Origin of the sequence: Luteipulveratus flavus (genome assembly GCF_029439465.1) — a bacterium.
Taxonomy (GTDB): Bacteria; Actinomycetota; Actinomycetes; order Actinomycetales; family Dermatophilaceae; genus Luteipulveratus; species Luteipulveratus flavus.
The window spans coordinates 16,662-39,775 of the sequence record NZ_JAROAV010000055.1; the positions used below are offsets into that span (position 1 = coordinate 16,662).

At 72.3% G+C, this 23,114-nt stretch carries 23 protein-coding genes and 1 riboswitch; of the genes, 11 read left to right on the forward strand and 12 right to left on the reverse strand.

Going from position 1 to position 23,114, the window contains the following annotated elements; genetic code table 11:
* Positions 1 to 960, forward strand: coding sequence for a GNAT family N-acetyltransferase (locus P4R38_RS19215; protein WP_277193580.1), 960 nt, complete (start codon positions 1 to 3; stop codon positions 958 to 960).
* A 124-nt stretch (positions 961 to 1,084) separates the two neighbouring features.
* On the opposite strand, the gene P4R38_RS19220 is transcribed toward P4R38_RS19215, so the two are convergent.
* From P4R38_RS19220 to P4R38_RS19245, 6 genes are all read right to left on the reverse strand, one after another.
* Positions 1,085 to 2,446 (reverse strand): HNH endonuclease signature motif containing protein, encoded by a 1,362-nt coding sequence (locus P4R38_RS19220; protein ID WP_277193581.1) that lies wholly within the window; start codon positions 2,444 to 2,446, stop codon positions 1,085 to 1,087.
* A 136-nt stretch (positions 2,447 to 2,582) separates the two neighbouring features.
* Positions 2,583 to 2,897, reverse strand: coding sequence for an EthD family reductase (locus P4R38_RS19225; RefSeq protein WP_277193583.1), 315 nt, complete (start codon positions 2,895 to 2,897; stop codon positions 2,583 to 2,585).
* Positions 2,894 to 3,706: a nucleotidyltransferase domain-containing protein gene (locus P4R38_RS19230; protein WP_277193584.1), complete on the reverse strand. Its 813-nt coding sequence runs from the start codon at positions 3,704 to 3,706 to the stop codon at positions 2,894 to 2,896. The genes P4R38_RS19225 and P4R38_RS19230 overlap by 4 nt, the downstream gene beginning before the upstream one ends.
* A gap of 206 nt (positions 3,707 to 3,912) precedes the next feature.
* A complete protein-coding gene (locus tag P4R38_RS19235) occupies positions 3,913 to 4,842 on the reverse strand; it encodes a hypothetical protein (RefSeq protein WP_277193586.1) in 930 nt (309 codons plus the stop codon).
* Positions 4,843 to 5,055: 213 nt separating this feature from the next.
* On the reverse strand, positions 5,056 to 6,207 hold the full coding sequence (locus tag P4R38_RS19240; RefSeq protein WP_277193587.1) for an ABC transporter permease: 1,152 nt from the start codon (positions 6,205 to 6,207) through the stop codon (positions 5,056 to 5,058).
* Positions 6,204 to 7,106, reverse strand: coding sequence for an ABC transporter ATP-binding protein (locus P4R38_RS19245; protein ID WP_277193588.1), 903 nt, complete (start codon positions 7,104 to 7,106; stop codon positions 6,204 to 6,206). Before P4R38_RS19245 ends, P4R38_RS19240 begins: the two co-directional genes overlap by 4 nt.
* A 157-nt stretch (positions 7,107 to 7,263) precedes the next feature.
* Here P4R38_RS19245 and P4R38_RS19250 point away from each other — a divergent pair, with 157 nt between their 5' ends.
* Positions 7,264 to 8,064: a helix-turn-helix transcriptional regulator gene (locus P4R38_RS19250; RefSeq protein WP_277193590.1), complete on the forward strand. Its 801-nt coding sequence runs from the start codon at positions 7,264 to 7,266 to the stop codon at positions 8,062 to 8,064.
* Between the two features lie 9 nt (positions 8,065 to 8,073).
* On the forward strand, positions 8,074 to 8,859 hold the full coding sequence (locus P4R38_RS19255; RefSeq protein WP_277193592.1) for a thioesterase family protein: 786 nt from the start codon (positions 8,074 to 8,076) through the stop codon (positions 8,857 to 8,859).
* On the opposite strand, the gene P4R38_RS19260 is transcribed toward P4R38_RS19255, so the two are convergent.
* Positions 8,746 to 9,873: a phosphatase PAP2 family protein gene (locus P4R38_RS19260; protein ID WP_277193593.1), complete on the reverse strand. Its 1,128-nt coding sequence runs from the start codon at positions 9,871 to 9,873 to the stop codon at positions 8,746 to 8,748. The genes P4R38_RS19255 and P4R38_RS19260 overlap by 114 nt on opposite strands.
* A 155-nt stretch (positions 9,874 to 10,028) precedes the next feature.
* Between P4R38_RS19260 and P4R38_RS19265 the strand changes: the two genes are divergently transcribed.
* On the forward strand, positions 10,029 to 10,886 hold the full coding sequence (locus P4R38_RS19265) for a glycerophosphodiester phosphodiesterase family protein (protein WP_277193595.1): 858 nt from the start codon (positions 10,029 to 10,031) through the stop codon (positions 10,884 to 10,886).
* 11 nt (positions 10,887 to 10,897) lie between these two features.
* Entirely contained in the window at positions 10,898 to 12,580 is a 1,683-nt protein-coding gene (locus P4R38_RS19270; protein ID WP_275237372.1) for a substrate-binding domain-containing protein, read from the forward strand.
* Here the strand turns inward: P4R38_RS19270 and P4R38_RS19275 are convergent.
* From P4R38_RS19275 to P4R38_RS19285, 3 genes are read right to left on the reverse strand one after another with little or no spacing between them, the layout of a single operon-like run.
* Positions 12,559 to 13,590 (reverse strand): ABC transporter ATP-binding protein, encoded by a 1,032-nt coding sequence (locus P4R38_RS19275; protein ID WP_277193597.1) that lies wholly within the window; start codon positions 13,588 to 13,590, stop codon positions 12,559 to 12,561. The two genes, P4R38_RS19270 and P4R38_RS19275, sit on opposite strands and share 22 nt — an antisense overlap.
* The gene (locus tag P4R38_RS19280; RefSeq protein ID WP_409201288.1) at positions 13,590 to 15,272 is read right to left on the reverse strand and encodes an ABC transporter permease; all 1,683 of its coding nucleotides are present in this window, start codon (positions 15,270 to 15,272) and stop codon (positions 13,590 to 13,592) included. The genes P4R38_RS19275 and P4R38_RS19280 overlap by 1 nt, the downstream gene beginning before the upstream one ends.
* Before the next feature lie 32 nt (positions 15,273 to 15,304).
* Complete coding sequence (locus P4R38_RS19285; RefSeq protein ID WP_277193598.1) at positions 15,305 to 16,408, reverse strand: thiamine ABC transporter substrate-binding protein; 1,104 nt, start codon at positions 16,406 to 16,408, stop codon at positions 15,305 to 15,307.
* Between the two features lie 52 nt (positions 16,409 to 16,460).
* Positions 16,461 to 16,565, reverse strand: a riboswitch (TPP riboswitch).
* Between the two features lie 123 nt (positions 16,566 to 16,688).
* Between P4R38_RS19285 and P4R38_RS19290 the strand changes: the two genes are divergently transcribed.
* The gene (locus P4R38_RS19290; protein ID WP_275237369.1) at positions 16,689 to 16,982 is read left to right on the forward strand and encodes a DUF4235 domain-containing protein; all 294 of its coding nucleotides are present in this window, start codon (positions 16,689 to 16,691) and stop codon (positions 16,980 to 16,982) included.
* Between the two features lie 169 nt (positions 16,983 to 17,151).
* On the opposite strand, the gene P4R38_RS19295 is transcribed toward P4R38_RS19290, so the two are convergent.
* Positions 17,152 to 17,535, reverse strand: coding sequence for an ankyrin repeat domain-containing protein (locus P4R38_RS19295; protein ID WP_275237368.1), 384 nt, complete (start codon positions 17,533 to 17,535; stop codon positions 17,152 to 17,154).
* A 49-nt stretch (positions 17,536 to 17,584) separates the two neighbouring features.
* Positions 17,585 to 18,040, reverse strand: a complete 456-nt coding sequence (locus P4R38_RS19300; RefSeq protein ID WP_277193599.1) for an Lrp/AsnC family transcriptional regulator — start codon at positions 18,038 to 18,040, stop codon at positions 17,585 to 17,587.
* A 168-nt stretch (positions 18,041 to 18,208) separates the two neighbouring features.
* Here P4R38_RS19300 and pdhA point away from each other — a divergent pair, with 168 nt between their 5' ends.
* The 5 genes from pdhA to P4R38_RS19325 all read left to right on the forward strand — a co-directional run bounded on the left by pdhA (position 18,209) and on the right by P4R38_RS19325 (position 23,097).
* Positions 18,209 to 19,336 carry a pyruvate dehydrogenase (acetyl-transferring) E1 component subunit alpha gene (gene pdhA, locus P4R38_RS19305; protein WP_277193601.1) on the forward strand — a complete coding sequence of 376 codons (1,128 nt, stop codon included), beginning with the start codon at positions 18,209 to 18,211 and terminating at the stop codon, positions 19,334 to 19,336.
* Complete coding sequence (locus tag P4R38_RS19310) at positions 19,333 to 20,349, forward strand: alpha-ketoacid dehydrogenase subunit beta (protein ID WP_275237366.1); 1,017 nt, start codon at positions 19,333 to 19,335, stop codon at positions 20,347 to 20,349. The genes pdhA and P4R38_RS19310 overlap by 4 nt, the downstream gene beginning before the upstream one ends.
* Entirely contained in the window at positions 20,346 to 21,731 is a 1,386-nt protein-coding gene (locus P4R38_RS19315) for a dihydrolipoamide acetyltransferase family protein (RefSeq protein WP_277193603.1), read from the forward strand. The genes P4R38_RS19310 and P4R38_RS19315 overlap by 4 nt, the downstream gene beginning before the upstream one ends.
* Positions 21,732 to 21,779: 48 nt before the next feature.
* Positions 21,780 to 22,079 carry a DUF4333 domain-containing protein gene (locus P4R38_RS19320; RefSeq protein WP_277193604.1) on the forward strand — a complete coding sequence of 100 codons (300 nt, stop codon included), beginning with the start codon at positions 21,780 to 21,782 and terminating at the stop codon, positions 22,077 to 22,079.
* A 184-nt stretch (positions 22,080 to 22,263) separates the two neighbouring features.
* Complete coding sequence (locus P4R38_RS19325) at positions 22,264 to 23,097, forward strand: polysaccharide deacetylase family protein (RefSeq protein ID WP_277193605.1); 834 nt, start codon at positions 22,264 to 22,266, stop codon at positions 23,095 to 23,097.
* Positions 23,098 to 23,114 lie beyond the last annotated feature (17 nt).

Consider the following 23,114-nt stretch of genomic DNA (forward strand, 5'->3'; position numbering starts at 1 on the left):
GTGGCCGTCCGTCTGAACCCGGTCGCGGCCGGTGACTACGAGGCCTGGTTCGTCCGGGAGGTCGAGCGGCTGGGCGCGGTGCACTTCGTGCTGGAGACCGAGGCGATGGACCGCGCGCAGGAACGGGCCGCGGAGGAGCTGCGGAAGATGCTCCCGGACGGGGTGGACACCCCGCGGGCGCACGTGCAGTGGGTCGACGCCGAGACGACCGATCCGGACTCGACCATCACGGTCGTCGGCCACGAGCACGCCGGCTGGGTCTTCTGGCGGCGCACGCCCGACGGCTCGCAGGCTCAGCTCGTCGACGTCCTGCTCGCCGACCCGGGGCACGGCGCACAGGTCCGCGAGCTGATCGCCGACGCCGCCCGCGCGGAGGGCGCAGCACAGCTCTGGATGACCGTGCGGCCCGGCGATGCCTCGTCCGAGGCCCTCGCCGACCGCCCGGGACTCACGGTCCGCGCGACCAACATGACCCTGCTGCTCGACGGTCCGCCCGTCGAGGACGACGGCAGCGTCGAGCTGCGACCGATGACGCCGGAGCAGCACGAGGCATTCATGTCCGACGAGGAGGCGTCGTACGCCGAGTCGCGCCAGACGGCGGGCGAGACACCGGAGCGCGCCCGCGAGGTCGCCCGCACCCAGATCGCCCAGCTCGTCCCGGACGGGCTGGACAGCCCCGGCCAGCGGTTCTGGACCGCCTACGCGGAGGGCACCCCGATCGGTTCGCTGTGGATCGACGACTCCCAGCCCCGGGCGTTCGTCTACAACGTCGTGGTGGACCCGCTGCAGCGTCGTCGCGGGTACGGCCGCTCGATCATGACCGCGGGTGCTCGCTGGTGCCAGGAGCACGGCTCGGTCGCGTTGGGGCTCAACGTTTTCGGCTACAACGAGGGTGCCCGCGCGTTGTACGACCAGCTCGGTTACACCGTCGACCACGAGACACGTTCACTCGATCTCTGACGGGCCGATGACCGGCCGATCACGGGCCGAGCGGACTCCGCATCGGAGACTGCTCGGCCCGTCGTCGCACCTCCGCCTGATCACGTGCGGCCCGTCGTCTGCGCTCCCCCGGCGCTGCGACGGGTCACGCGCTGCGTGCATGGCCGCCCGCCCACCGGACGTCGTACGGCGTGACGTCGGCGACCAGCCCGTCGCGATGCACGATCGTGTGATGTCGGCGGCAGAGCAGGGCGGAGTTGAGCAGCGACGTGTCGCCGCCGCGGTACCACGCCACGACGTGGTGCACCTCGCAGAAGCCCGGCGGCCGGTCGCACCCCGGGAAGGTGCAGCACCCGTCCCGGGCGACCACCGCCGTACGCAACCCGTCCTTCACCAGGCGTTGCTCGCGACCGACGTCCAGCGGCTCCGACCGCGAACCGAGGACCAGCGGGATGACGTCCGCGTCGCACGCCAGCCGCCGAACCGTGCCGGCGTCCACGGTGTCACCGATGCTGCTGACGGCGAGGCCACCCGTGCGTACCGGAGATCGTGGCGCGAGGTCCGCCGCCGGAGCGACGCTCCCCAGGTCCCGTGGTTCGGACGCCGCGCGAAGGTCACGCCGCAGGTGCTCGAGGTTCATGGTCAGCACGAGCTTCGTCGTCGACCCGTGCGACACGCTCGTGTCGGCGGACTGGACCAGTGCCACGAGCTCCATCAACGCATCCGCTCGCCGCTTGGCCGGTGAACGGAGGTCGGGCGCCTGCACGCCGGTCTCGGGATCGACCACCGGCTGCGGCCCGGCGCCGGCCTGCACCGCGGACGCCAGTCGAGCCGCGTGCGCCGGCGCGAGGTCGAGGACGAAGCGGCGCAGGCCGCCGGGCAGCTCCGACCACGTCAGGCTCTCGACCTCTTCGAGCCGGGCGTCGTCGCGCTCGAGCCGGTCGTCCGCGTACGTCGCCACCAGCCACCGCGCCAGGTGACGCAGGTCCTTGGCCGTGCCCGACGCGGCCACCGGCATGAAGTACGCCATGCACTCGGTGCGCGTGAAGTCGGGTAGCGACGGCATGACCTGCTCCAGCTCGCGCAGCGTCACCTGCGCCGCCCGCGGGCTGCACTGCGCCGATGCCACCGCCTCGCGCAGCAGAGCGTTCTCGGGGTCGGTGACGGCCGTGGACACCACGGCGATCCGCGAGGCGTCGCCTGCATCGAGGCCGCCGGCGGCCGTGGAGACCCACTGCGCCGTGCTCGCAGCGCGCGACTCCCGGACGACCCCCCGCGTCTGCGCCTCCGCAGTGGCCATCACGATCGAGGCCTGTGCCCGCGCAGCGGTCTCGCCCAGCAGCCCGACGAGCGCGCCGAGGTCGTCGGAGCCGACCTGGTGCAGCGCGTCCGGCAGCGCCGCGAGGGCTCCGACAGCCCGGCCCAGCGCGCGCACCGCGTCCGCTGCCGGCCCGGGCGGCACCCGGGTCAGCAGCGACTCCACAGCACTCGCGGACACCGACTCCATGCCTCGATCGTACGCACGTTCGAACGATCGGGGCAAGCCCCCAAAGGCCCGAATATCACTGCCCCGCAAGGAGATTCGTCATCCACATCCCCGACCGACGGCCGTAGGTTGTCCACAGCCAGTGGAGCGCGAGCCCTCAGTCGACGACGACCTCGCTGATCTGCATGACCGGGCTGATGTCGGTGTAGTTGCCGACGTCGTTCATGATCTGCTTGACGTTCGGGCCGAAGCCCTCCTGGAACGACTCGACCGACTCGCTGTAGATGTGACACATCGCGACGTACGGCGGGTCGATGTCCGGCTGGCGGCCGCTCACGCCCTTGTCGATCGTCCAGCGCAGGCACGCCGGACCGAGCAGCTCACCCACCAGCGGCATGTGCCGGTCGCGGTAGTAGTCGTGGTCGAACCGCGCCTCGGGCGTGGTCGGGTACATGATGCTCACCTTGATCACAGCCCATACTCTCCCAGCACCTCGCGCATCACCGCGACGACCGCTCGCCGACGCACCTCCGGATCCGCGTCGTACGCGGCGTCGGACGCGCCCGACTCGCGGTGCGCGAGCGCCTCGTGGACGACCGGGTGGTGCCGTTCGTCGAGCACCTCCAGCGCCCACCGGCCCGCGCCTGACTTCGACGTGATCGCACCGGTCTGCAGCGCATGGTGCAGACGGGCGATGCCGAGCACGCACCACTCGCTGTCGGACGCCAGGACGGGTTTGTCCGCCTCCAGCCCGGACACCTGCCCCAGCCAGTACGCCTCCAGGTTCGCGCGCGAGTACGCCTGCAGCGCGGGCATGCTCGTCCAGACGTCGAGCTCGGCCGCGTCCCGACCTCGTACGGTGATGCCACGCTCGGCGAGCTCGTGCCAGGTGACGAGGTTGGCGTCGCCCGTCCGCCCCACGGCGAACGTGCCCGCCAGGACGCCGGGGTGGTCGGCGAGGTCGGCGGGAGGCCGCGCCAGGTCCGCCTCCGTCACGTAGAACCCGTCGTACGCGGGTCGGGCCGGCTCGGCGGCGATCGCCTCGTGCGCATGGCGCAACGCCTCGATGACGTCCGTATCGGCGCGCCGGTCGAGCACTCCGACGAAGTCGACGTCGCTGCCGGCGAAGAACTCGCCCCAGCACAGGGATCCGTGCAGGTACAGCCCGACCAGGCGCGCGCCCGTACCCTCGAGCGCTGCGTCGACACGGGCGAGTGCCGCGTCGGTCGTGTCCCTGACGCGGGCGGGCAGGAGCGGCGCGGTCGCGGGCGTGATGGTCATGGGTTCACCCTCACACGACACCGCCACTGCCACTCGAGTCCCGGCCCCTCGCCGGTCGAGCCGGCCCTCCGCTGGTTGAGCCGGGCCGAGGCGCTGGCCGAGGCGCGTGTCGAAACCCGGTGCCGCGCAGGGAGAGTCTCCCCACGCCGCACCGGGTTCGACACGGTCTCGCCCTGAGGGGATCGACCGGCTCAACCAGCGTGTGGTCAGGTGGCCGACGGGACCTCGACCGCGCCGGTCGTACCCCCGCCAGTGCCCGAGCCGCTGGATCCGTTCGACCCCGAGCCGGAGCCGGAGCCGGGCTGCTGGCCCATGCCCATACCCGGTCCGCCGGGGCCACCGTGTCCGCCGGGCATCTGCGGACCGAAGGCGTTCTTCTGGTCCACGATCGTCGGGAGATCGGCCTTCAGCAGCGAGGCGAGCTTCGCGACGACGGTGTCGCGAGAGACGCCCTGGGCCTTGGCCACGTCGGCGAGCGACTTGCCCGACTGCAGCTGGGTCCGCAGCTGGGCCTCGGACAGCTTCAGCAGGCTCGCGAGGTCGGACGCGTGGTCCTTCATCGGGCCGGGACGGTCCTGCTTGCCGGCCGGACCGTCGGTGCGCCGCTGCTGCTGCACGGCCTTGGTGATGGCGTCGGCCTGCGCCTGGGTGATCGTGCCCTTCTTGACCAGGCCGGCGAGCGCGTCGTCGAGGGGGTTGCTGCGACCGGAGTCCTGCCGGCCCGCGTCCGGCTGACCACCGTGCTTGCGGTCGACGATCGTGCCCGCCTGCTGGTCGACCAGCGCGCCGAGCCGGCTCACGAGCGTGCTCTTGGCGACGCCGTGGGACGACGCGATCTCGGCGAGCGACGTGCCGTCGCGCAGACCCTGTCGCAGCTGAGTCTCCGTCGCGCCTGCAGCCGTGGCGACCTGTGCGGCAGTCGAGCCGAACAGACTCATGCCGCCACGCGGCCCGTGGTCGCGGGCGGTGGAGTCGGAGCCGGACCCGGACGAGCCGGTGCCGGCGGTCGGGGACGACGACGCCGAGACGCTCGGGGTCGCGGAGCCACTCGCGGCGAGCGCCGGAACCGCGACGGCTCCGGCAGCCACGACACCGAGCCCGGCGGCTGCGGCGGTCAGCTTCGTGCGTCGGGACATGGATGAGACCTCTCGTCGGTAGCGGGTTCCATCACCCGCCAGGTCCGCCCAGCGTCGTACGGGAACCTGTGGTTCGCGTCGCTGAACCTGTGAACCAGGTATGAGTCGGCCCCACGACGCCGGCCGGAGCCGCGCCGTGGGGCCGAGTCGGCCCACCGGCCGCCACACCTCGGCGGGCGTGACGGCCGGCCAGTCCGGCTCAGCGGGCCCGGCTCAGCTGTCCTCCCAGGAGAAGAACCGGGTGGCGATCAGGGTCACGACGGCGGCGAACCCGAGCGTCAGCAGCATCGGCAGGATCGCGGCGGCCGGTCCCTCCCCGCGCACCATCGTGTCCTTCAGACCCTGGACCAGCCAGCCCATCGGCAGGACCTTCGCGATCGCCTGGATCCAGCCCGGCGCTGCCTCGAGCGGGATGAACGCGCCGGACAGGAAGCCCATCGGCAGGGTGATGAGGTTGGCCATCCCGACCGCTGCCTCGGACGACGTGGCGACCGATCCGCAGAACAGCCCGATCGACAGGAACGCGAGGGTGCCGCACAGCGTGAGTGGGACTGCCATGTACCAGGAGCCGGTGAGCCGCAGCCCGAGCACCATGCCGACGCCGACGAAGACGGCCAGCTGGAAGAGCGCGATCGCGAGCGACACGGCGACCCGGGAGGTGACGATGGAGGACGTCGGCACCGGCGCGAGGCGCAGCCGCCGCAGCACCTTGCGCTTGCGCCACTCGACGAGCGTGGTCGCCGCGCCGAACGTCGCTCCGACCGCGATGCCGTACCCGATCATGCCCGGGGTGACGTACTGGATCGCCTTGAGCGACTCGTCCTGGACCGAGGACGAGCTCAACGTGTAGCGGGGCTGCTGCCCGGTGACGGCGATGTTGGTGCTGTCGACCACCGAGCCGAGAACGCCTTGCACGGTCGCGGCGCCCACCTGGTCGCCGTTGGAGACCTTCAGCTCCAGCCGGTTGCCGTGCTGCTCGAGCACGCCGTCCAGGTCGTCCTTGCGCAGCTCGTGCAGCGCCTCGTCCCGGGTGAGCCCGGTCTTCAGCTCCAGCGTCTTGTCGATGGCGGCCTTCGCGTCGGGCGGGAGCTGCTGGATGACGCTGACGTCGCCGACGAGCGCGATCTTGCCCTTCGCGGTGCCACCGTCGGTGAAGACGGTGCCGAAGATGATGATGAAGAACAGCGGGAAGAACAAGGTGAAGAACACGGCGGCACGGTCGCGGACGAAGCCCTTCCACATCGCGACCGCCAGGCTGCGGAAAGCGTTGCTGCTGAAACGGGGACGACGTCCCTCGGGCGTCGCCGTGACCGGTACGTCCCCGGTGTCGGTCGGGCTCGTCTCGGAGCCGATGACGGAGCTCATGCGCGGTACGCCCTTCCGGTCAGCTCGAGGAAGACGTCCTCGAGCGTGGCACCTCGAACCTGCAGGCCGGCCAACGCATCCCGCTCGGCGAGTGCCGCCAGGACGGGTGCCGGCGTCCGGCTGGTGATGACGGTGGACGTGGCGTCCTGCTCGGCGCTCTCGGCACCCGGCAGGCTGCGAGCATCGTCCAGCCCGAGCGCCGCTCGCTCCACCGAGATGCGCGTGGGCGCGCTCAGACCGCGCACGAGATCGGCCGGCGGCCCCATCCGCAGGATCCGCCCCTCGTCGATGATCGCGACCCGGTCGCAGAGGATCTCGGCCTCGTCCATGTAGTGGGTGGTGAGCACGACCGTCTTGCCGCGCCCGTTGATCTCGCGCAGCAGGTCCCACAGGTTGCGGCGGGCCTGCGGGTCCAGCGCCGCGGTCGGCTCGTCCAGGAACACGACGTCCGGGTCGTGGACGAGCGCGCACGCGATGGACAGCCGCTGCGACTGCCCGCCGGACAGCTTCTCGGCCTGGGTGCCCGCCTTGTCGGCGAGCCCGACCAGCTCCAACATCTCGTCGACGCGCCCGGCCGGCGCGTCGTACAGCGATCCGAACGTGCTCAGCTGCTCTCGCGCGGTCAGCCGGTCGAAGAAGGCCGTCGCCTGCAGCTGCACGCCGATGCGCGGCAGCAGCCGCGGGTTGCGCGGCCACGGCGCCTCGCCGAGCAGGACGACCGACCCGGCGTCGGGCCGGCGCAGGCCCTCGATCATCTCCAGCGTGGTGGTCTTGCCGGCCCCGTTCGGGCCGAGCAGTCCGAAGAACTCGCCCTCGCGGACGGTGAAGGACACGTCGTCGACGACGGCCTTCCCCGCGTACCGCTTCACCAGGCCCTGGACCTCGATGGTGTCCGTCATGCCTCTCTCCCCGTTGCTGGCCGCCGCCCCGTACGCCGACCGTCGCCACAACGTAGCGAGGGTCGGCAGCCGGCCGGCAGGGCCGAATGTCACGGGTCCGCCACGGCTTCGTGTCCGTCGCACCGCGCCTGTCGGGGGCACTGCCTACGCTGGTCCGGTGCACGACCCGGCGATCGAGGCGGCGCGCTTCCTGCGCGCCCATCTGACCGAGCCGATCACCGTCCAGGACGCGGCCGACCACGTCGCCTACTCCCCGTTCCACCTGTCGCGCCTGTTCACCCGCACCCTCGGCATCTCCCCCGTCCAGTACCTCGCCGCCCAGCGCTTCCAGCGGGCCAAGGCGCTGCTGCTGGCCGACGACGACCCGGTGGTCGACGTGTGCATGGCGGTCGGGTTCAGCTCGGTCGGCACGTTCACCCGCCGGTTCGTGGAGCACGTGGGGCTCAGCCCCAGCGGCTTCCGGCGGATGCCCGACGTGCTCGCCGCCGGCGCATTCCGGGCGATCGCGGTGGGCGGACCCGGTACGGGCCGGGTCCAGGGCACGGTGTCGCTCGACGCCTCGGGCGTGGCGTACGTCGGGACCCGCCCGCACGTGTACGTCGGGCTGTTCGACCGCCCGGCCGCGCGCGGCGCACCGTCGGCCGGTGCGCTGCTGATGGAGCCGGGCCCGTTCTCACTCGTCGGGGTGCCGCCGGGCGTGTGGTGGCTGCTCGCCGCGTCCGTCCCGCCCGACGACCCGCTCGGCCAGCTGCTGGTGCCCGGGATGGTCACCGCATCCCACGACGCCCCGGTGCTCGTCACCGACCTGCCGCCGGATCCCGACCGGCCCGCGCCGGCGTACCACCTCACGCTGGCGCCGGCTCCCGAGTGGAGCGCGCCGGTGAGCGTGGCGCTGCCGCCGCTCGCGCACGGGTACGGCGTGGACGCCGGGGCGCGCGCCGCCGAGCGCTCGTCCTAGCCTGACGCGGTGACCGCACCGACCGACGCCTACTACCTCCCGCTCGGCCCCGGCCGGTACGCCCCGACACCGCTGGTGCAGGGCGCCTGGCGAGAGGACGAGCAGCACATGTCCGTCGTCGCCGGGCTGATCACCCACGAGCTGGAGCGGCACGACCCGCGCCCGGACATGGTGCTCAGCCGGGTGGCGTTCGAGATCCTCGGGCAGATCCCGCTGGAGGAGACCGACGTCCAGGTGGCCACCGTGCGCCCCGGTCGCACCATCGAGCTGCTCGAGGCGACCGCCACGATCGGCGGCCGCGTCATCATCCGCGCGCGGGCCTGGCGGTTGCAGCGTCAGGACACGGCCGAGGTCGCGGGCCTCGAGCTGCCCGGGATGCCCGACCCCGAGAGCTGCGAGCCGACCGACGCCGCCGCCGAGTGGCAGGGCCGCTTCCTCACCACGCTGGAGTACCGCGCCGCCCCCGGCGGGCGCGACGGCCGGCGGCAGGTCTGGGCGCGGACGCCGGTGGCGCTGGTGGGCGGCGTCGACGTGGGTCCGACGGCCGCGTACGTCACGCTCGTCGACCTCGCCAACGGCATCGCGACCCGGGTCCGGCCGACGCAGATGATGTACCCGAACGTCGACCTGACGATCCACCTGCTGCGCGCGCCCGATCCGGCCTGGATCGGGCTGGACACCTCAGTGTCGTTCGGGGAGGGCGGGATCGGCCTGACGTCGACCACCCTCAACGACGTCCTCGGGCCGGTCGGCCGTGCCGAGCAGAGCCTCACCGTCCGGCACTTCCCGTCCTGAGGACCCGACCTCGCGGCGGCGGCGCACCCACAGCCGCCAGATGCCGATGACGACCAGCGCGTACACCAGTCCGGCGATCTCGTCGATGACGTAGTGCTCACCGGAGTACACCAGCGAGAAGGCCATCGCGGCGGGGTAGATCGGCAGCAGCCGGCGCACCCAGCGGCGCCGCGTCAGGATCATGAAGAAGACCGCGGCCAGCACGGCGTACGCCATGTGCAGCGAGGGCATCGCACCGACCGGGTTCGAGCGGGCCTGCCCGTCGTTCAGGAGCTGCCCGGCGCTGTGCAGCCCGAGGAGGCTCCACCCGCGGCCGGTGATCCGGTCGACTGGTGCTCCGGCGATCTCCGCCTGCTGCGAGGCCAGCCACGGCGGCGACATCGGGAAGAGGAAGTAGGTCAGCAGGCCGGCCACCGCGAGGCCGAGGACCAGGCCGCGCCACGCCCGGAAGAGGTCACGGTCGCGGACCCACAGGACGGCGGCGGTCACCAGCGGCACGATGAAGTGGCTGCAGTAGACCAGCGTCACCACGGCGGCGTACCAGGGGATGCCCGAGGCCGGGACGAAGTGCTCCTGGACCCACTGGTTCGGCAGCGTGCCCCCGAACAGGAAGCGGTCGGCGTCCACCGGGAACGTCACGTGCAGCGGCACTCCGATGACGTTGGTGTCCCCCTCACGAGGGAAGCCGACGGAGTCGTACCGGCCGGCGATGCCGTAGCTGTAGTCGTACGCGAGCAGGACGCCCTGGAACGGCAGCCAGTCCCCCATCACGCGCAGCCAGTCGCGCCAGCCCTTGCCGATCACGGTCAGCGACAGACCGACGAGGATCCACAGGGTCATCCGGACGCGGTCGAGCGGGATGCCGTCGAGCCGGACGGAGACCGCGAGGGTCGCCGCGAACACGACGAGCGCCGCCCGGCGCAGCAGGGTCCAGGTGACGCGGCCGAAGGCGATGTCCGAGGGGACGGACGGCTGCTCGACCGGGGCCTGCAGCCGTTCACTCGCGATCGCCATGGGTGAACTCTAGGCAACATATCTGTGTACACCGAGCAAGCAGCGAAGGTCGTGCGGTGGTGAGAGCGCCCCGGCCGTGAAGCGGACGTGAACGTTGCGCGCAGAGGACGCCGCGCCCCTGGCCGTCGGGAGGCAGCGCCGGGACAGTGGGTGACGTGTTCGCCTCCGAGCCCAGCGCGCCCGCCGCCGGCCCGGTCGTCGTCGCCCACCGGGGCGGCGCCGGCCTCGCCGCCGAGAACACCCTCGCCGCCTTCGCGGCGTCCTGGGCGCTGGGTGTGCGGGTCCTGGAGACCGACGCCCGGGTGACCGCCGACGGGGTGGTGCTGGCGTTCCACGACGCGACCCTGGACCGGACGACGAGCCGCACCGGGCCGGTCCGCGCCGAGCCCTGGCACCGGCTGCGGGCGGAGCCGGGCGTCCTGCGGCTGGAGGACCTGCTGGAGTCCTTCCCCGACGCGGAGCTGCTCGTCGACGTGAAGGACGAGGCGGCGGTCGAACCTCTCGCGGCCACGCTGCGCCGCACGGGTTCAGGCGCTCGGGTGTGCGTCGCCGGCGCGTGGGACTCCTGGCTGCAGGCCGTCGTCGACCGCAGCCCGGGCACCCGGTCGGCGCTCGGCTGGAAGTCGCTGTCGGGGCTCATGGGGGGTGCGCGGCTCGGCACCCGTCCGTTGCGACCGTTACGCGCCGGCGCCGTCGCCGCGCACGTGCCGTGGCGACTCGGCGGGATGCCGTGGCTCGCCGACCGTCGGGTGGCCTCCCGGCTGGTGGCGCTGGCCCACGACCACGGGCTGCTCGTCCGCGCCTGGACGATCAACGACCCGGACCACCAGCGCCGGCTGGCCCGGGACGGGGTCGACGCGATCATCACCGACCGTCCCGACCTCGCGCAGGCGACGCTCGCAGGCCCGACACTGGTCCAGGGGCCCACGTCAACGACCGCGCTGCGTGATCCGTATCACAGAATGGCTGCGGAAGACGTGAACGAGTCCAGCGAGCTGCGCGGCGCCGTTTAGAGTGGCCCCCCGTGGGACGACACTCAGCCGCGCCGGCGTCGCGCGACCGTAGCTCCTCCGGACGCACCAGCCGGGCCTTCGCGAGCATCCTCACACTGGCCGTCGTGGCGCTGCTCGCCGGCGGCGGCTGGTGGTTCCTGAAGGGCCGCGGCGACACCTCCGCGGAGAAGAGGACGACCGCGTCCGCGGAGGGCTGCCTCCAGGAGCCGCTGCGCGTGGCGACGACCGCGGAGCTCGCGCCGGTCATCAACGACCTCACCAAGGACACCATCGGTGAGAACGGCTGTGCGCAGTACGTCGTCACCGTCAACAGCCCGGTGGAGGTGGCGCACGCCATCCGGTCCAGGGACCCGCAGCGCCCGGCGGTGTGGATCCCGGACACCCCGGTGTGGACCCAGGACAAGGGCCTGACCGACCTCCAGGTCGGCCCGACGATCGCGACGTCGCCCAGCATGATCGCGGTGCCGGCGAGCCTGGCCGGCCCGGCGACGACCGGTATCCACCCGTGGAAGCAGATCACGTCGACGGTGCCGTTCCTGATGGACCGCCCGCAGTCCTCGTCGGCGACCCTGCTGTCCGTCACCTCGGCCAGTCGCGTGCTGAGCAACGACCCGGCAGCGCAGTCGGCGTTCGCCGGCTCGATCCTGCAGATGAGCCACGTCGACACCGCCGGCGGCGCGCTGCTGGACCAGGCGTCCGGACCGCGTACGTCCGCCAAGGCCTTCCCGTCCAGCGAGCAGGCCATCGCCACGTACAACCAGGACAACCCGCAGTCCAAGCTCTCGGCGCTCGTCCCCACCGAGGGCGTCTCGATGCTGCGGTACCCGTTCATCCAGGTGAAGGGCGCGGCGGGCGCGACGCAGACCGGCGTCGACGGTCTCAAGAAGCTGCTCACCGGCGACGATGCCCAGGTGGCGCTGCGCAGCAACGGCTTCCGCATCGAGGAGTCCGACCCCGGTCCGTCCGTGCCCGGCAAGCCCGCGACCCTGCCCAAGACCGCCACCGACCCCACCGACGCCGAGGTCGTCCGGCTGCTGGACCTGTGGAACAAGGCCTCCCAGGACAGCCGTCAGCTCGTCGTCATCGACGTGTCCGGCTCGATGGACCTCGCCGCCGGCAGCACCACCCGGATCAAGCTCGCTCGCGACGCCGGACTCACCGGGCTCGCCGGCCTGCCGAAGACGTCCGAGATCGGCCTGTGGCGGTTCTCGACCAACCAGAACGGCGCGAACGACTACAAGGAGATGGAGCCGATCCGCAGGCTGGACGCCAAGGTGGGCGCCACCGACCAGTACGGCCTGCTCACCAAGGCGCTCAAGGCTCTCCCCGGCCAGACCACCGGCGACACCGGCCTGTACGACACGGTGCTGGCCGCGTACCGCTCGGCGATGGAGTCCTACAACCCGAACCGGGTCAACTCCGTCACGCTGGTCACCGACGGCGCGAACGACGACCCGAAGGGCGGCATCAGCCTCGAGGCGCTGGTCGCGACCCTCAACCGCTCGCGCGACCCGCACCGGCCGATCTCGGTCGTGCTCATCGGCGTCGGACCGTCCACCGACCAGGCGGCGATGAGCCAGATCGCGAAGGCCGCCGGCGGGACCAGCAAGGCCTACCTGGCCAAGGACCCGCAGGACATCAAGAAGATCTTCTTCGACGCCGTCATGCAGCGTCAGGCGTCGTCGTCGAGCTGATCGTCACCGTCCAGCACGGCCACGCCGACCGGGTCCAGCGCGAGCGGGACCCGGTCGCCGGCGTCCGGGAACTCGCGCAGTGAGCCGACCGCGTCGACCGTGCCGATCCCGGCGATGTCGACGCGCAGCCGTACGACGTCCGCACCCTGCGCGGCCGCGGTGACCGTCCCGGTGTGGCCGCCGTCGGGCTGGACGCGCCAGGCGAGCGGGCGCAGCGCCACCCGACGCGCCCCGGGGACGACGGCCGACGCGGCCTCCCCCTCGAGCACCGTGGTGTAGCCGAGGAACTCGGCGGTCTCCGCGTCGTGGGGGCGGCGCCACACGTCGGCCGTGACGCCCTGCTGGACGATCCGGCCGGCCCGCATGACCGCCATCCGGTCGGCGACGGTGAACGCTTCTTCGTGGTCGTGCGTCACCAGCAGCGCGGTCGTCCCGGACGCCGTGATGATGCGGCGCAGGTCCGCGCCGAGGCGGTCGCGCAAGGCCCGGTCCAGGGAGGACAACGGTTCGTCGAGCAGGAGCAGCCGGGGGCGTCCGGCGAGCGCCCGGGCCAGGGCGACCCGCTGCTGCTGCCCACCGGACAGCGTCGCCGGCCGCCGGTCCTGCAGGCCCGGCAGCCCGACCAGGCCGAGCAGCTCGGCGACCCGGTCCCGCGCCTGCGCCCGGGGGACGCGCCGGCGGCGGAGGGCGTACTCCACGTTGCCCGCGACGCTGAGGTGCTGGAACAGCTGCCCGTCCTGGAACATCAGCGCGAACCCGCGCCGGTGGGTGGGTACGCCGGTGAGGTCCTGGCCGTCGAACGTCACCGTGCCGCCGTCGGGTCGCTGCAGACCGGCGACGACGCGCAGCAGGGTGGACTTGCCGCAGCCGGAGGGTCCGAGGACGGCGAGCACCTCGCCGGCGGGCAGGGCCAGGCTCACGTCGTCCACCGCCGGTGTCCCGTCGAAGGCGACGCTGACGTGCTCGACGTCCAGCCCCCCACCGCTGGCCGCCACCGGCTCGGCGGCCATCAGAACGTGCCCCAGGAGCCGACGCGCAGGCGTTCCACGAGACCCATGATGACGACCGTCAGCACCGCGAGCACCACGGACGCGGCGAGCGCGGTCCCGAAGCTCTCGCCCGTGGGTCGCGCGATCAGCTGGTAGATCACGACCGGCAGCGTCGGGCGCTCCGGCCGGGCGAGGAAGCTGGTGGCGCCGAACTCGCCGAGCGAGACCGCCATCGCGAACCCCGTCGCGGCCAGCAGCGGCCGCCACACCACGGGCAGCTCGACGCTGAGCCAGGCGCGGACCGGACCGGCGCCGAGCGCGGCCGCCGCCTCGCGCTGCCGGGGGTCGATGGAGCGCAGCACCGGCGCGAGCGTACGGACCACGAGGGGCAGCGCGACCATGGCCTGCGCGATCGGGACGAGGACGGGCGAGGAGCGCAGGTCCAGCGGCGGCCGGTCGAGCGTGATGAGGAACCCGAAGCCGACGGTCACTGCGGAGATCCCCAGCGGAAGCATGAAGACACCGTCGAGGACCGCCAGGCCGCGACGACCCCGCCGGGTCGCCGGCCGGCGGGAGACCACCGTGGCGACGATGACACCGAGGACCATCGCCAGCAGGGTCGCGTCGACGGCGGTGCGCCAGGAGTTCGCGATCGCCTCGGTGACGGGTACGAGGACCGCGTCGGTGCTGCTCGGCGCGCCCAGCCGGCGGTAGCTCGCGAGGCTCCAGCGGCCGTCCACCCGCAGCGACCGGACCACGAGGGTGGCGATCGGGGTGACCACGAACGCGACGACCAGGGCGGTGAGCGCCAGCGGTACGGCGTCGCCCCGGGCCGGGCGCCGCGGGTGCGGCACCGCGCTGCGGGCGACGGCACGCTCGCGGCGGGTGCGGCTCACCTCGGTCAGGACGAGCAGCACCAGTACGGCGGCCAGCTGGAGGAGGCTGAGCACGGCCGCCGCCTGCAGGTCGAGGAAGTTGGTGGTGAGCAGGTAGATCTCGGTCTCGACAGTGCTGTACCGCAAGCCGCCGAGGGTGAGCACGACGCCGAAAGCCGTTGAGCAGAAAAGGAACACGACGGTCGCGGCCGACACGATCGCCGGCATGAGCGCGGGCAGCGTGACCGTACGGAACACCATGACCGGGCCTGCTCCCAGCGCGGCCGCCGACTCCTCCGCACGACTGTCGAGGCTCTCCCACAGGCCGCCGACCGTACGAACGACGACGGCGAGGTTGAAGAAGACCAGGGCCAGCAGGATGGCCACCCAGGAGCCGTCGATCCCGAGGAACCCCAACGGTCCCGACCGCGACAGCAGCGTCCGGAACGCGACGCCGACGACCACGGTCGGCAGCACGAACGGCATCACCACCAGCGCCCGCAGCAGCCGCTGGCCACGGAACCGCAACCGGTGCAGGGCGTACGCCGCCGGCACCCCGAGCAGGACGGTGATCGCGGTGGCGAGCGCGGCGATCCAGACCGTGAACCACAGGACGCGGCGGATGCGCGAACGCCCCAGCACGTCGAGGGACTCCGCGATCGCCCAGTGACCGTCGGGGTGCAGGCCGCGGCCCACCATGCCGCCGACGGGCAGCACGAAGAAGATCGCGAGGAACGCCAGCGGCACCACTGCGAGCCCGGCGAGCACCCAGCCCCCACTCACCCGTCGCGACAGGGCACGACGGGCCGCGGGCCTGACGTCGGTCACGTCCGCGGGGAGTGGGGCCGGGCCGGCGGAGCTCACTTCGAGGTGATGTCCTGCCACTGGGTGAGCCACTGCTGCCGCTTCGCCGCGATGGTCGCCGGGGCGACGTCGTACGGCTTGGTCGGGCGCTTGGCGAACTTCTGCCAGTCGGCCGGCAGCGGTGCGTCCTGGGCGACCGGGAACACGTACATGTTCGGCGGCAGCGCCTGCTGGAACGCCCGGCCCTGCATCCAGTCGACCAGCGCCTTGGCGCCCTCGGGGTTCTTCGCGCCCTTGATGACGCCGGCGTACTCGACCTGGCGGAAGCAGGTGTTGAGCAGGGCCGCGGTGGTCGACGTCCCGCCCTTGACCGTGAAGGCGGGCGATGTGTCGTAGGACCACACGATCGGGCGGTCGCCCTTGCCCTCCCCCTGGGTGAAGTCGACGTTGTACGCGTCCTCCCAGCCGCTGGTGATCTTCAGGCCGTTGGCGACCAGCTTGTGCCAGTACACCGACCAGCCGCCCGTCACGCCGCCCTCGCCGTAGCGGCCGATCGTGGCCAGCAGCATCGCCAGGCCGGGCGACGACGTCGGTGCGCCGGGGGCGACCATCAGGTTCTTGTACGCCGGCTTGGTGAGGTCCTCGAACGTCCGCGGCGGCGCGAGCTTCTTCTTCGCGAACCAGGTGGTGTCGACGTTGACGCAGGTGTGGCCGTAGTCGACCGGGGTCAGCCGGTCGCCGCCCGCCTTGAGCGCGTACGCCTGGGAACCCTGGGCGGGCGCCTTCGGCGTGTACGGGTCGAGCACGCCGGCGTCCACGACGCGGGAGGCGAAGGTGTTGTCGATGCCGTACACCGCGTCCCCGATGGGCGAGCCCTTGGTGAGGACAAGCTTGTTGGCGACCTGGCCGGCGTCGCCACTCGGGGTGACCTTCACGGTGTACCCGGTGTCCTTGGTGAACTGCGCGAGCAGTTCCTTCGGGGCGGCGAACGAGTCGTGGGTGACCAGCACGACCTGCTTGACCGGTCTCGCGCTGGAGCCCGCCGGACCGCTGGCGGTGGCGGCGGTGCTCTGCTGGGTGGTCTCGCCGCTGCTCAGCGAGCAGCCGGCCAGGGCGATGGCGACCGCCGTGGCGGCCGCGAGGTGCGTCGTACGACGCATGGGACGTCCTCCCTTCGCAAGGAGGGGATCTCCGCGCCCCATGTTCGGGCGAGGAGGGAGAAGCTCGACTTCCTCCACCGGTACTAACCGGATCAGGTTCGAGGGTCTGCGGCGGGGGCCGCACTCTCAGCGCATCCGCGCTCCCCTGTCGTCTCGTAGGTCGACGCTACACGCCGCCCCGTGGCAGGCTCGACCCGAGGACGGTCGATGAGGTTCCGCGGGCCGGCGACCGGGTACTCAAGGACGTACGACCCGCTGACCTGGAGGAAGGTGTCGCCCGATGGGCAATGCGCTGTGGAAGATCGTCGCGATCGGTTCCGGACTGGTCGCCGCGCGAGCGGCGAAGGCCGCGACCGACGGCACCTGGAAGGCGGCCACCGGCGGCCCGCCGCCGCAGAACCCCGCCGACCCGGACACGGGCTGGAAGGAAGCCGCCGCGTTCGCGCTGGTGTCCGGCGCGATCATGGGCATCGCCCGCACCGCCGCGCACAAGCAGGCCGCCAAGGTGTGGGTGAGGAGCACCGGCCACCTGCCCGGCCCGCTGCAGCCCGACCACAAGAACGCCTCCGCCTGACCGCGCCCCTCTCCCCTCCCCTCCCCTCCCCGGCAAAAGCTGGCCGTTTGCACACGCATGGCTGTGCCCGGCGCCACCTTCTGCCGGCCCCACCGGCGAAAGCTGGGTGTTTGCACATGCATGGCTGTGCCCGGCGCCACCTTCTGCCGGGTGGGAGAGCCGGGGGGGGTCAGCGGCTGGTGAGGTCGCCGCGGCCGAACATCTCGGCGGTCTGCTTCGCCGAGGGAGAGCCGGCGTCGACGTCCGCGCCGGCGTCCATCAGCAGGAACACGATGGTGTCCTCGCCCTTGAAGACAGCACCCGCGAGCGGTGACTGCCCGCGGTCGTTGAGCCGGTTCACGTCGGCGCCGCGCTCCAGCAGGGCGGTGACGGCGGCCGGCTGGCCGTGGTAGGCCGCGAGCATCAGCAGGGTGTTGCCGGAGGCGTCGGTCAGGTCTACGGGCACGCCCTGGTCGATGTACGCAGCGAGCCGCTCGGCGTCGCCCTGGCGGGCGAAGTCGAAGCAGGCATGGGCGATCTCGACCAGGCGTGGGTCGAGGGCGTCCGAGGTCATGGCGGAATGTTAGGCCCTCCTAACCCGTACGGCCCAGTCGGACCGATCGTCAGGTCGGGAAGGGGCCCTTGCCGCGGATCTCCTCGAAGGCCAGCCAGGTGCGGGTGGCCAGCACGCCGGGAATCGCCTGAATGCGTTCGAGCACGAGGGACCGCAGCGTCGCGTTGTCCGGCGCGTGGACGAGGACGAGCACGTCGAACTCCGAGGCCAGCAGCGCGATCGACTCGACGTACGGCAGCTCGGCCAGCTCGGCGGACACCGCGCGCCAGGTGTTCTGCTCGATGTTGACCGACACGTACGCCGTCGTCGCCAGGCCGGCCCGCTCCGGGGCGAACCGTGCAGTGAATCCGGTGATCACGCCGCTGCTGAGCAGGCGGTCGAGGCGGGCGTACGCGTTCGCCCGACTGATGTGCAGACGCTCGGCGAGCGCCCGGACCGACAACCGGGCGTCGCCGACGAGCTCGGCGAGGATGCGGCGATCGGCCTCGTCGAGCGGACGGGCCACCCCCAGCTCGGCGGGCGCCCGAGGAGTCGGCGCCGACTGTCCAGCCGAGCCTGCCTCCGGTCGGTCTCCGCGAGACGTCTGGTCAGATTGTCCGGCCACACGAGACAGTATGCCTCCGTTTACCCGATCCGTTTGAGCCAACTGGCCCGGAGGCGGGACGATGCCGTGATGGAGACCACACTCGCACCGGGGGGTGTGGCCGCTCATCTGCTGCCGTCGCCCCGTCCGGTCCAGCTGCTCGATCCGGACGGATCGCTCGCCGAGCAGCCCACCGACGCCCACCACTACGAGCTGCCCTCCGCGGAGCGGCTGCTGCACGTGTGGCGCGGCATGGTGATCGGGCGCCGGCTGGACGTGCAGTCCACGGCGCTCACCAAGCAGGGCCGGCTCGCGGTCTACCCGGGCTCGCGCGGCCAGGAGGCCTGCCAGGTCGGCGCGGTGCAGGCCATCACCGAGCGTGACTGGATGTTCCCGACGTACCGCGAGTCCGTTGCGCTGTTCACCCGCGGCGTCGACCCGGTCGAGGCCCTGACGCTGCTGCGCGGCGACGCCCACTGCGGGTACGACCCGATCGCGCACAAGACCGCGCCCCAGTGCACTCCCCTGTCGACCCAGCTCGTCCATGCGGCGGGCGCGGCGCACGGCGAGAAGCGCCGCGGCTCGGACGCCGTGGCGCTGGCGTTCATCGGCGACGGCGCCACCAGCGAGGGCGACTTCCACGAGGCGCTCAACTTCGCGGCCGTCTTCAGCGCGCCGGTGATCTTCTTCGTCCAGAACAACAAGTACGCCATCTCGGTGCCGCTGGCGAAGCAGTCCAAGGCGCCGGCCCTGGCGTACAAGGGCATCGGGTACGGCATCCGCTCCGAGCAGATCGACGGCAACGACCCGGCCGCGGTGCTCGCGGTCATGGACGCGGCGGTGGAGCACGCGCGCGGCGGGAACGGCCCGTTCCTGATCGAGGCGCACACCTACCGGATGGACGCGCACACCAACGCCGACGACGCCTCGCGCTACCGCACCGCGGACGAGGTCTCCGCGTGGCTGGCGAAGGACCCGCTCAGCCGGCTCCAGACCTACCTCACGGCCGGCGGTCACCTCGACGACGCGGGCGTCCGCGACGCCGAGCAGGAGGCCGAGGAGCGCGCCGCCGACCTGCGCGACCGGATGAACGCCGAGCCGCAGGTCGACCCGATGTCGTTGTTCGACCACGTCTTCGCCGAGCCCACCCCGCAGCAGCAGGAGCAGCGGGCGATGGTCCAGGCCGAGCTGCACGCCGAGAGCGAGGAGCAGGCATGAGCACCATCACCATGGCGAATGCGCTGAACCAGGCGCTGCGCGACTCCATCGCCGAGGACGAGAACGTCCTGGTCTTCGGCGAGGACGTCGGCACGCTCGGCGGCGTCTTCCGCATCACCGACGGCCTGACCCGTGACTTCGGCGAGGACCGCTGCTTCGACACCCCGCTCGCCGAGGCCGGCATCGTCGGGTTCGCGCTCGGCATGTGCCTCACCGGGTTCCGCCCGGTCGTGGAGATGCAGTTCGACGCGTTCGCCTACCCCGCCTTCGAGCAGATCGCCTCGCACGTGGCGAAGATGCGCAACCGCACCGCCGGCAAGGTCACGCTGCCGATGGTCATCCGCGTGCCGTACGCCGGTGGCATCGGCGGCGTCGAGCACCACTGCGACTCCAGCGAGGGCTACTACGCCCACACGCCCGGTCTGAAGGTCGTGACCCCCTCGACGCCGGCGGACGCGTACAGCCTGCTGCGCGAGGCGATCGCCGACCCGGACCCGGTCGTCTTCATGGAGCCGAAGGTCCTCTACTGGTCCAAGGCCGACCTGGAGCTGCCCGCCACGACCGAGCCGTTCGGCCGGGCTGCGGTGCGCCGCAACGGAACCGACGTGACCCTGGTGACGTACGGCCCGTCGGTCCCGACCGCACTCAAGGCGGCCGAGGCGGCACAGGAGGAGGGCTGGAACGTCGAGGTCATCGACCTGCGCACCATCGTCCCCTTCGACGACGAGACCGTCGTGGAGTCGGTCCGTCGCACCGGTCGCTGCGTGGTCGTCTCGGAGGCGCAGGGCTTCGGCGGTGTCGCCGGCGAGGTCGCGGCCCGCGTGACCGAGCGGTGCTTCCACTCGCTCGAGGCTCCGGTGCTGCGCGTCAGCGGACTCGACATCCCTTACCCCGCACCGAAGCTCGAGCACACCTATCTGCCCGGGGTCGAGCGCATCCTGGACGCGATCGCCCGGCTGCAGTGGGACGACGTGCCGGACCTGCACCACGCGGGCGCGGGTGCCACCGCATGAGCGTCTTCAACCTGCCCGACCTGGGCGAGGGCCTGACCGAGGCCGAGATCGTCGAGTGGCACGTGGCCGAGGGCGACGAGGTGGTCGTCGACCAGCACGTCGTCACCGTCGAGACCGCCAAGGCGACCGTGGACGTCCCGTGCCCGTTCGCCGGGACGGTCACCACCCGGCACGGCGAGGTGGGCGACACGGTCCCCGTCGGTTCACCGCTGGTGACCGTGGGTGGCGAGTCCGGTTCGGCAGCAACGGTGCTCGCGGGTGCTCGTCAGTACCGGGAGGAGGAGCGCGCCGGCGCCAAGCTGCCGACTGGGGACGCCGCGCCCGAGGAAGGCTCCGGCGCCGTCCTGATCGGGTACGGCACGGGAGCAGGATCGTCCAAGCGCCGCCGCCGCGTCGTCCGACCCGCCGGCCGCAACACGTCTACCCCTCCCGCGAAGAATGACTACCCGGCCGTCCATGCAGGGCCGGACAGCCGAGATTCGCGCGGTGGCGTGGGCGCCGTACGGGTCATCTCGCCGATCGTGCGCCGGCTCGCTCGCGAGCACGGCGTCGACCTGGCCGCGCTGCCCGTGGCCCGGCAGGGCGAGGTGGTCCGCCGCGCCGACGTCGAGCAGGCGATCAACGGGGCGATCACCCCGGACGAGCGCCCTGACATCACGTCGACCCCGGCGCCCGCGACGTCGGAACGTTCGCCGCAGCGGATCCCGATCACGGGGATCCGGCGGACGATCGCGGACCGCGTCTCGCAGAGCCGCCGGGAGATCCCGGACGCGACCACCTGGGTGGACGCCGACGCCACCGAGCTCGTCGCCGCCAAGGACGCGCTCAAGGCGGCCCGTCCGGACGCCGGCATCGGCATCCTGCCGCTGATGGCCCGCATCACGGTCGCGGCGCTGCAGCGCTTCCCCGAGCTGAACGCGACGATCGACGGCCAGGCGCAGGAGATCGTCCGCCACCGTGCGGTGCACCTGGGCTTCGCGGCGCAGTCGCCGCGCGGGCTCGTGGTCCCCGTCGTGAAGGACGCCGACACGCTGTCCACCACCGAGCTGGCCGCGGCGTTGCGCGACCTGACCGCGCGGGCCCGAGCCGGTGAGCTCAGCCCCGGCGAGCTCACCGGCAGCACCTTCACGCTCAACAACTACGGCGTCTTCGGTGTCGACGGGTCCACCCCGATCATCAACCACCCCGAGGTGGGGATGCTCGGCGTCGGGCGGATCATCGAGCGACCGTGGGCGCACGAGGGACAGGTCGCGCTGCGCCGCATCACCCAGCTGGGCCTCACCTTCGACCACCGCGCGTGCGACGGCGGGGCGGCAGGTGGATTCCTGCGGTTCGTCGCCGACGCGGTCGAGCGTCCGGTGGTGATGCTCGCGGACCTGTAGGCCGCTGCGTACGATGCGGGACAGGTGCCGACGACACGGAGGAAGCCCATGTCCCCTGCACGACGCTCGCTCGCCGCGGCCGCGGCCGGAGTGGTCCTCACCTTCGGTCTGGCCGGCTGCTCCAAGGAGGTCGACAACGGCCAGGTCGAGAAGCAGCTGAAGTCCGTCTTGCAGCAACGCGCCCCGAACGCCAAGTTCGGCAAGGTCGAGTGCCATGACGACCTCAAGGCCGAGAAGGGCGCGAAGGCCGACTGCGACATCGAGGTCAACGGCACGAAGCAGAAGTTCGACGCCGTGGTCACCGGCGTCGACGGCGACAAGGTGAAGTACAACTTCGAGCCCGGCTGATCCGCGGGCCACGGACGAAGGGCGCTCTCCCCGACGGGGAGGGCGCCCTTCGCGCGTGTGCGAGGTCTCACAAGACGTGACCCAACCCGCCTGCGGGCCGCGGCGTCTGTGGCGGTGACGCACCGCTGCTCTCGGGGGCCGACCACTCGGGCGGCCGGGCACGCGGCGCGATCGGGAGTGAGTCATGTCCGTACGCAGGACCGCAGCCGCCGTGCTGGCCGCGGCCACCACCCTTGTCACCGCCTCGGCCGTCTGGACGGCCGTCGCCGCGAACGGCGCGGAGGGCCCGACCACGTCGAGTGGTCCGGCCGGCCGAGCTCGTTCGACGTACGCGTCGGCAACGCCGGCTCGACCTGCAGCCCACCCCGTGCCGCGGTCGCCCGCTGCCGCCGCGGACGACCGGCCAACGCGCCCGCAGGTCCGACCGCTGCCGCCCACGGCCGGTGGAGCAGGGCGTACGACGCCCGGACGGATCGCGTACCTCACCTTCGACGACGGACCGGACCCGCGCTGGACGCCGCAGGTCCTGGGTCTGCTCGCCCGGTACGACGCGCACGCGACCTTCTTCGAGATCGGCACCCAGGCCGCGGCGCACCCGGACCTGGTGCGTCAGGTCCGCGCGGCGGGGCACCGGATCGGCGGGCACAGCTGGGACCACAGCGATCTCACCCGCCTGACGCCGCCCCAGCTGGCCGACCAGCTCGACCGTACGGCGGCCGCGCTCGGTGAGGCGCCGCGCTGTGTCCGGCCACCGTTCGGAGCGGTCGACCGGACCGTGCGGACGGCGGTGACGTCCCGTGGGGAGAGCGTCGCCCTCTGGGACGTCGACACCCGCGACTGGACGCGTCCCGGCGCGAAAGCCATTGCAGCCGAGGTGATCTCGCACACGAAGCCGGGATCGGTCATCCTGATGCACGACGGCGGCGGCGACCGGTCCCAGACCGTGCAGGCGCTGGACCAGGTGCTGCGTCGACTCAGCAGCAAGGGCTACCGCTTCGAGCCGCTGCCGGACTGCTGATCGAACGCGCCGGCCTC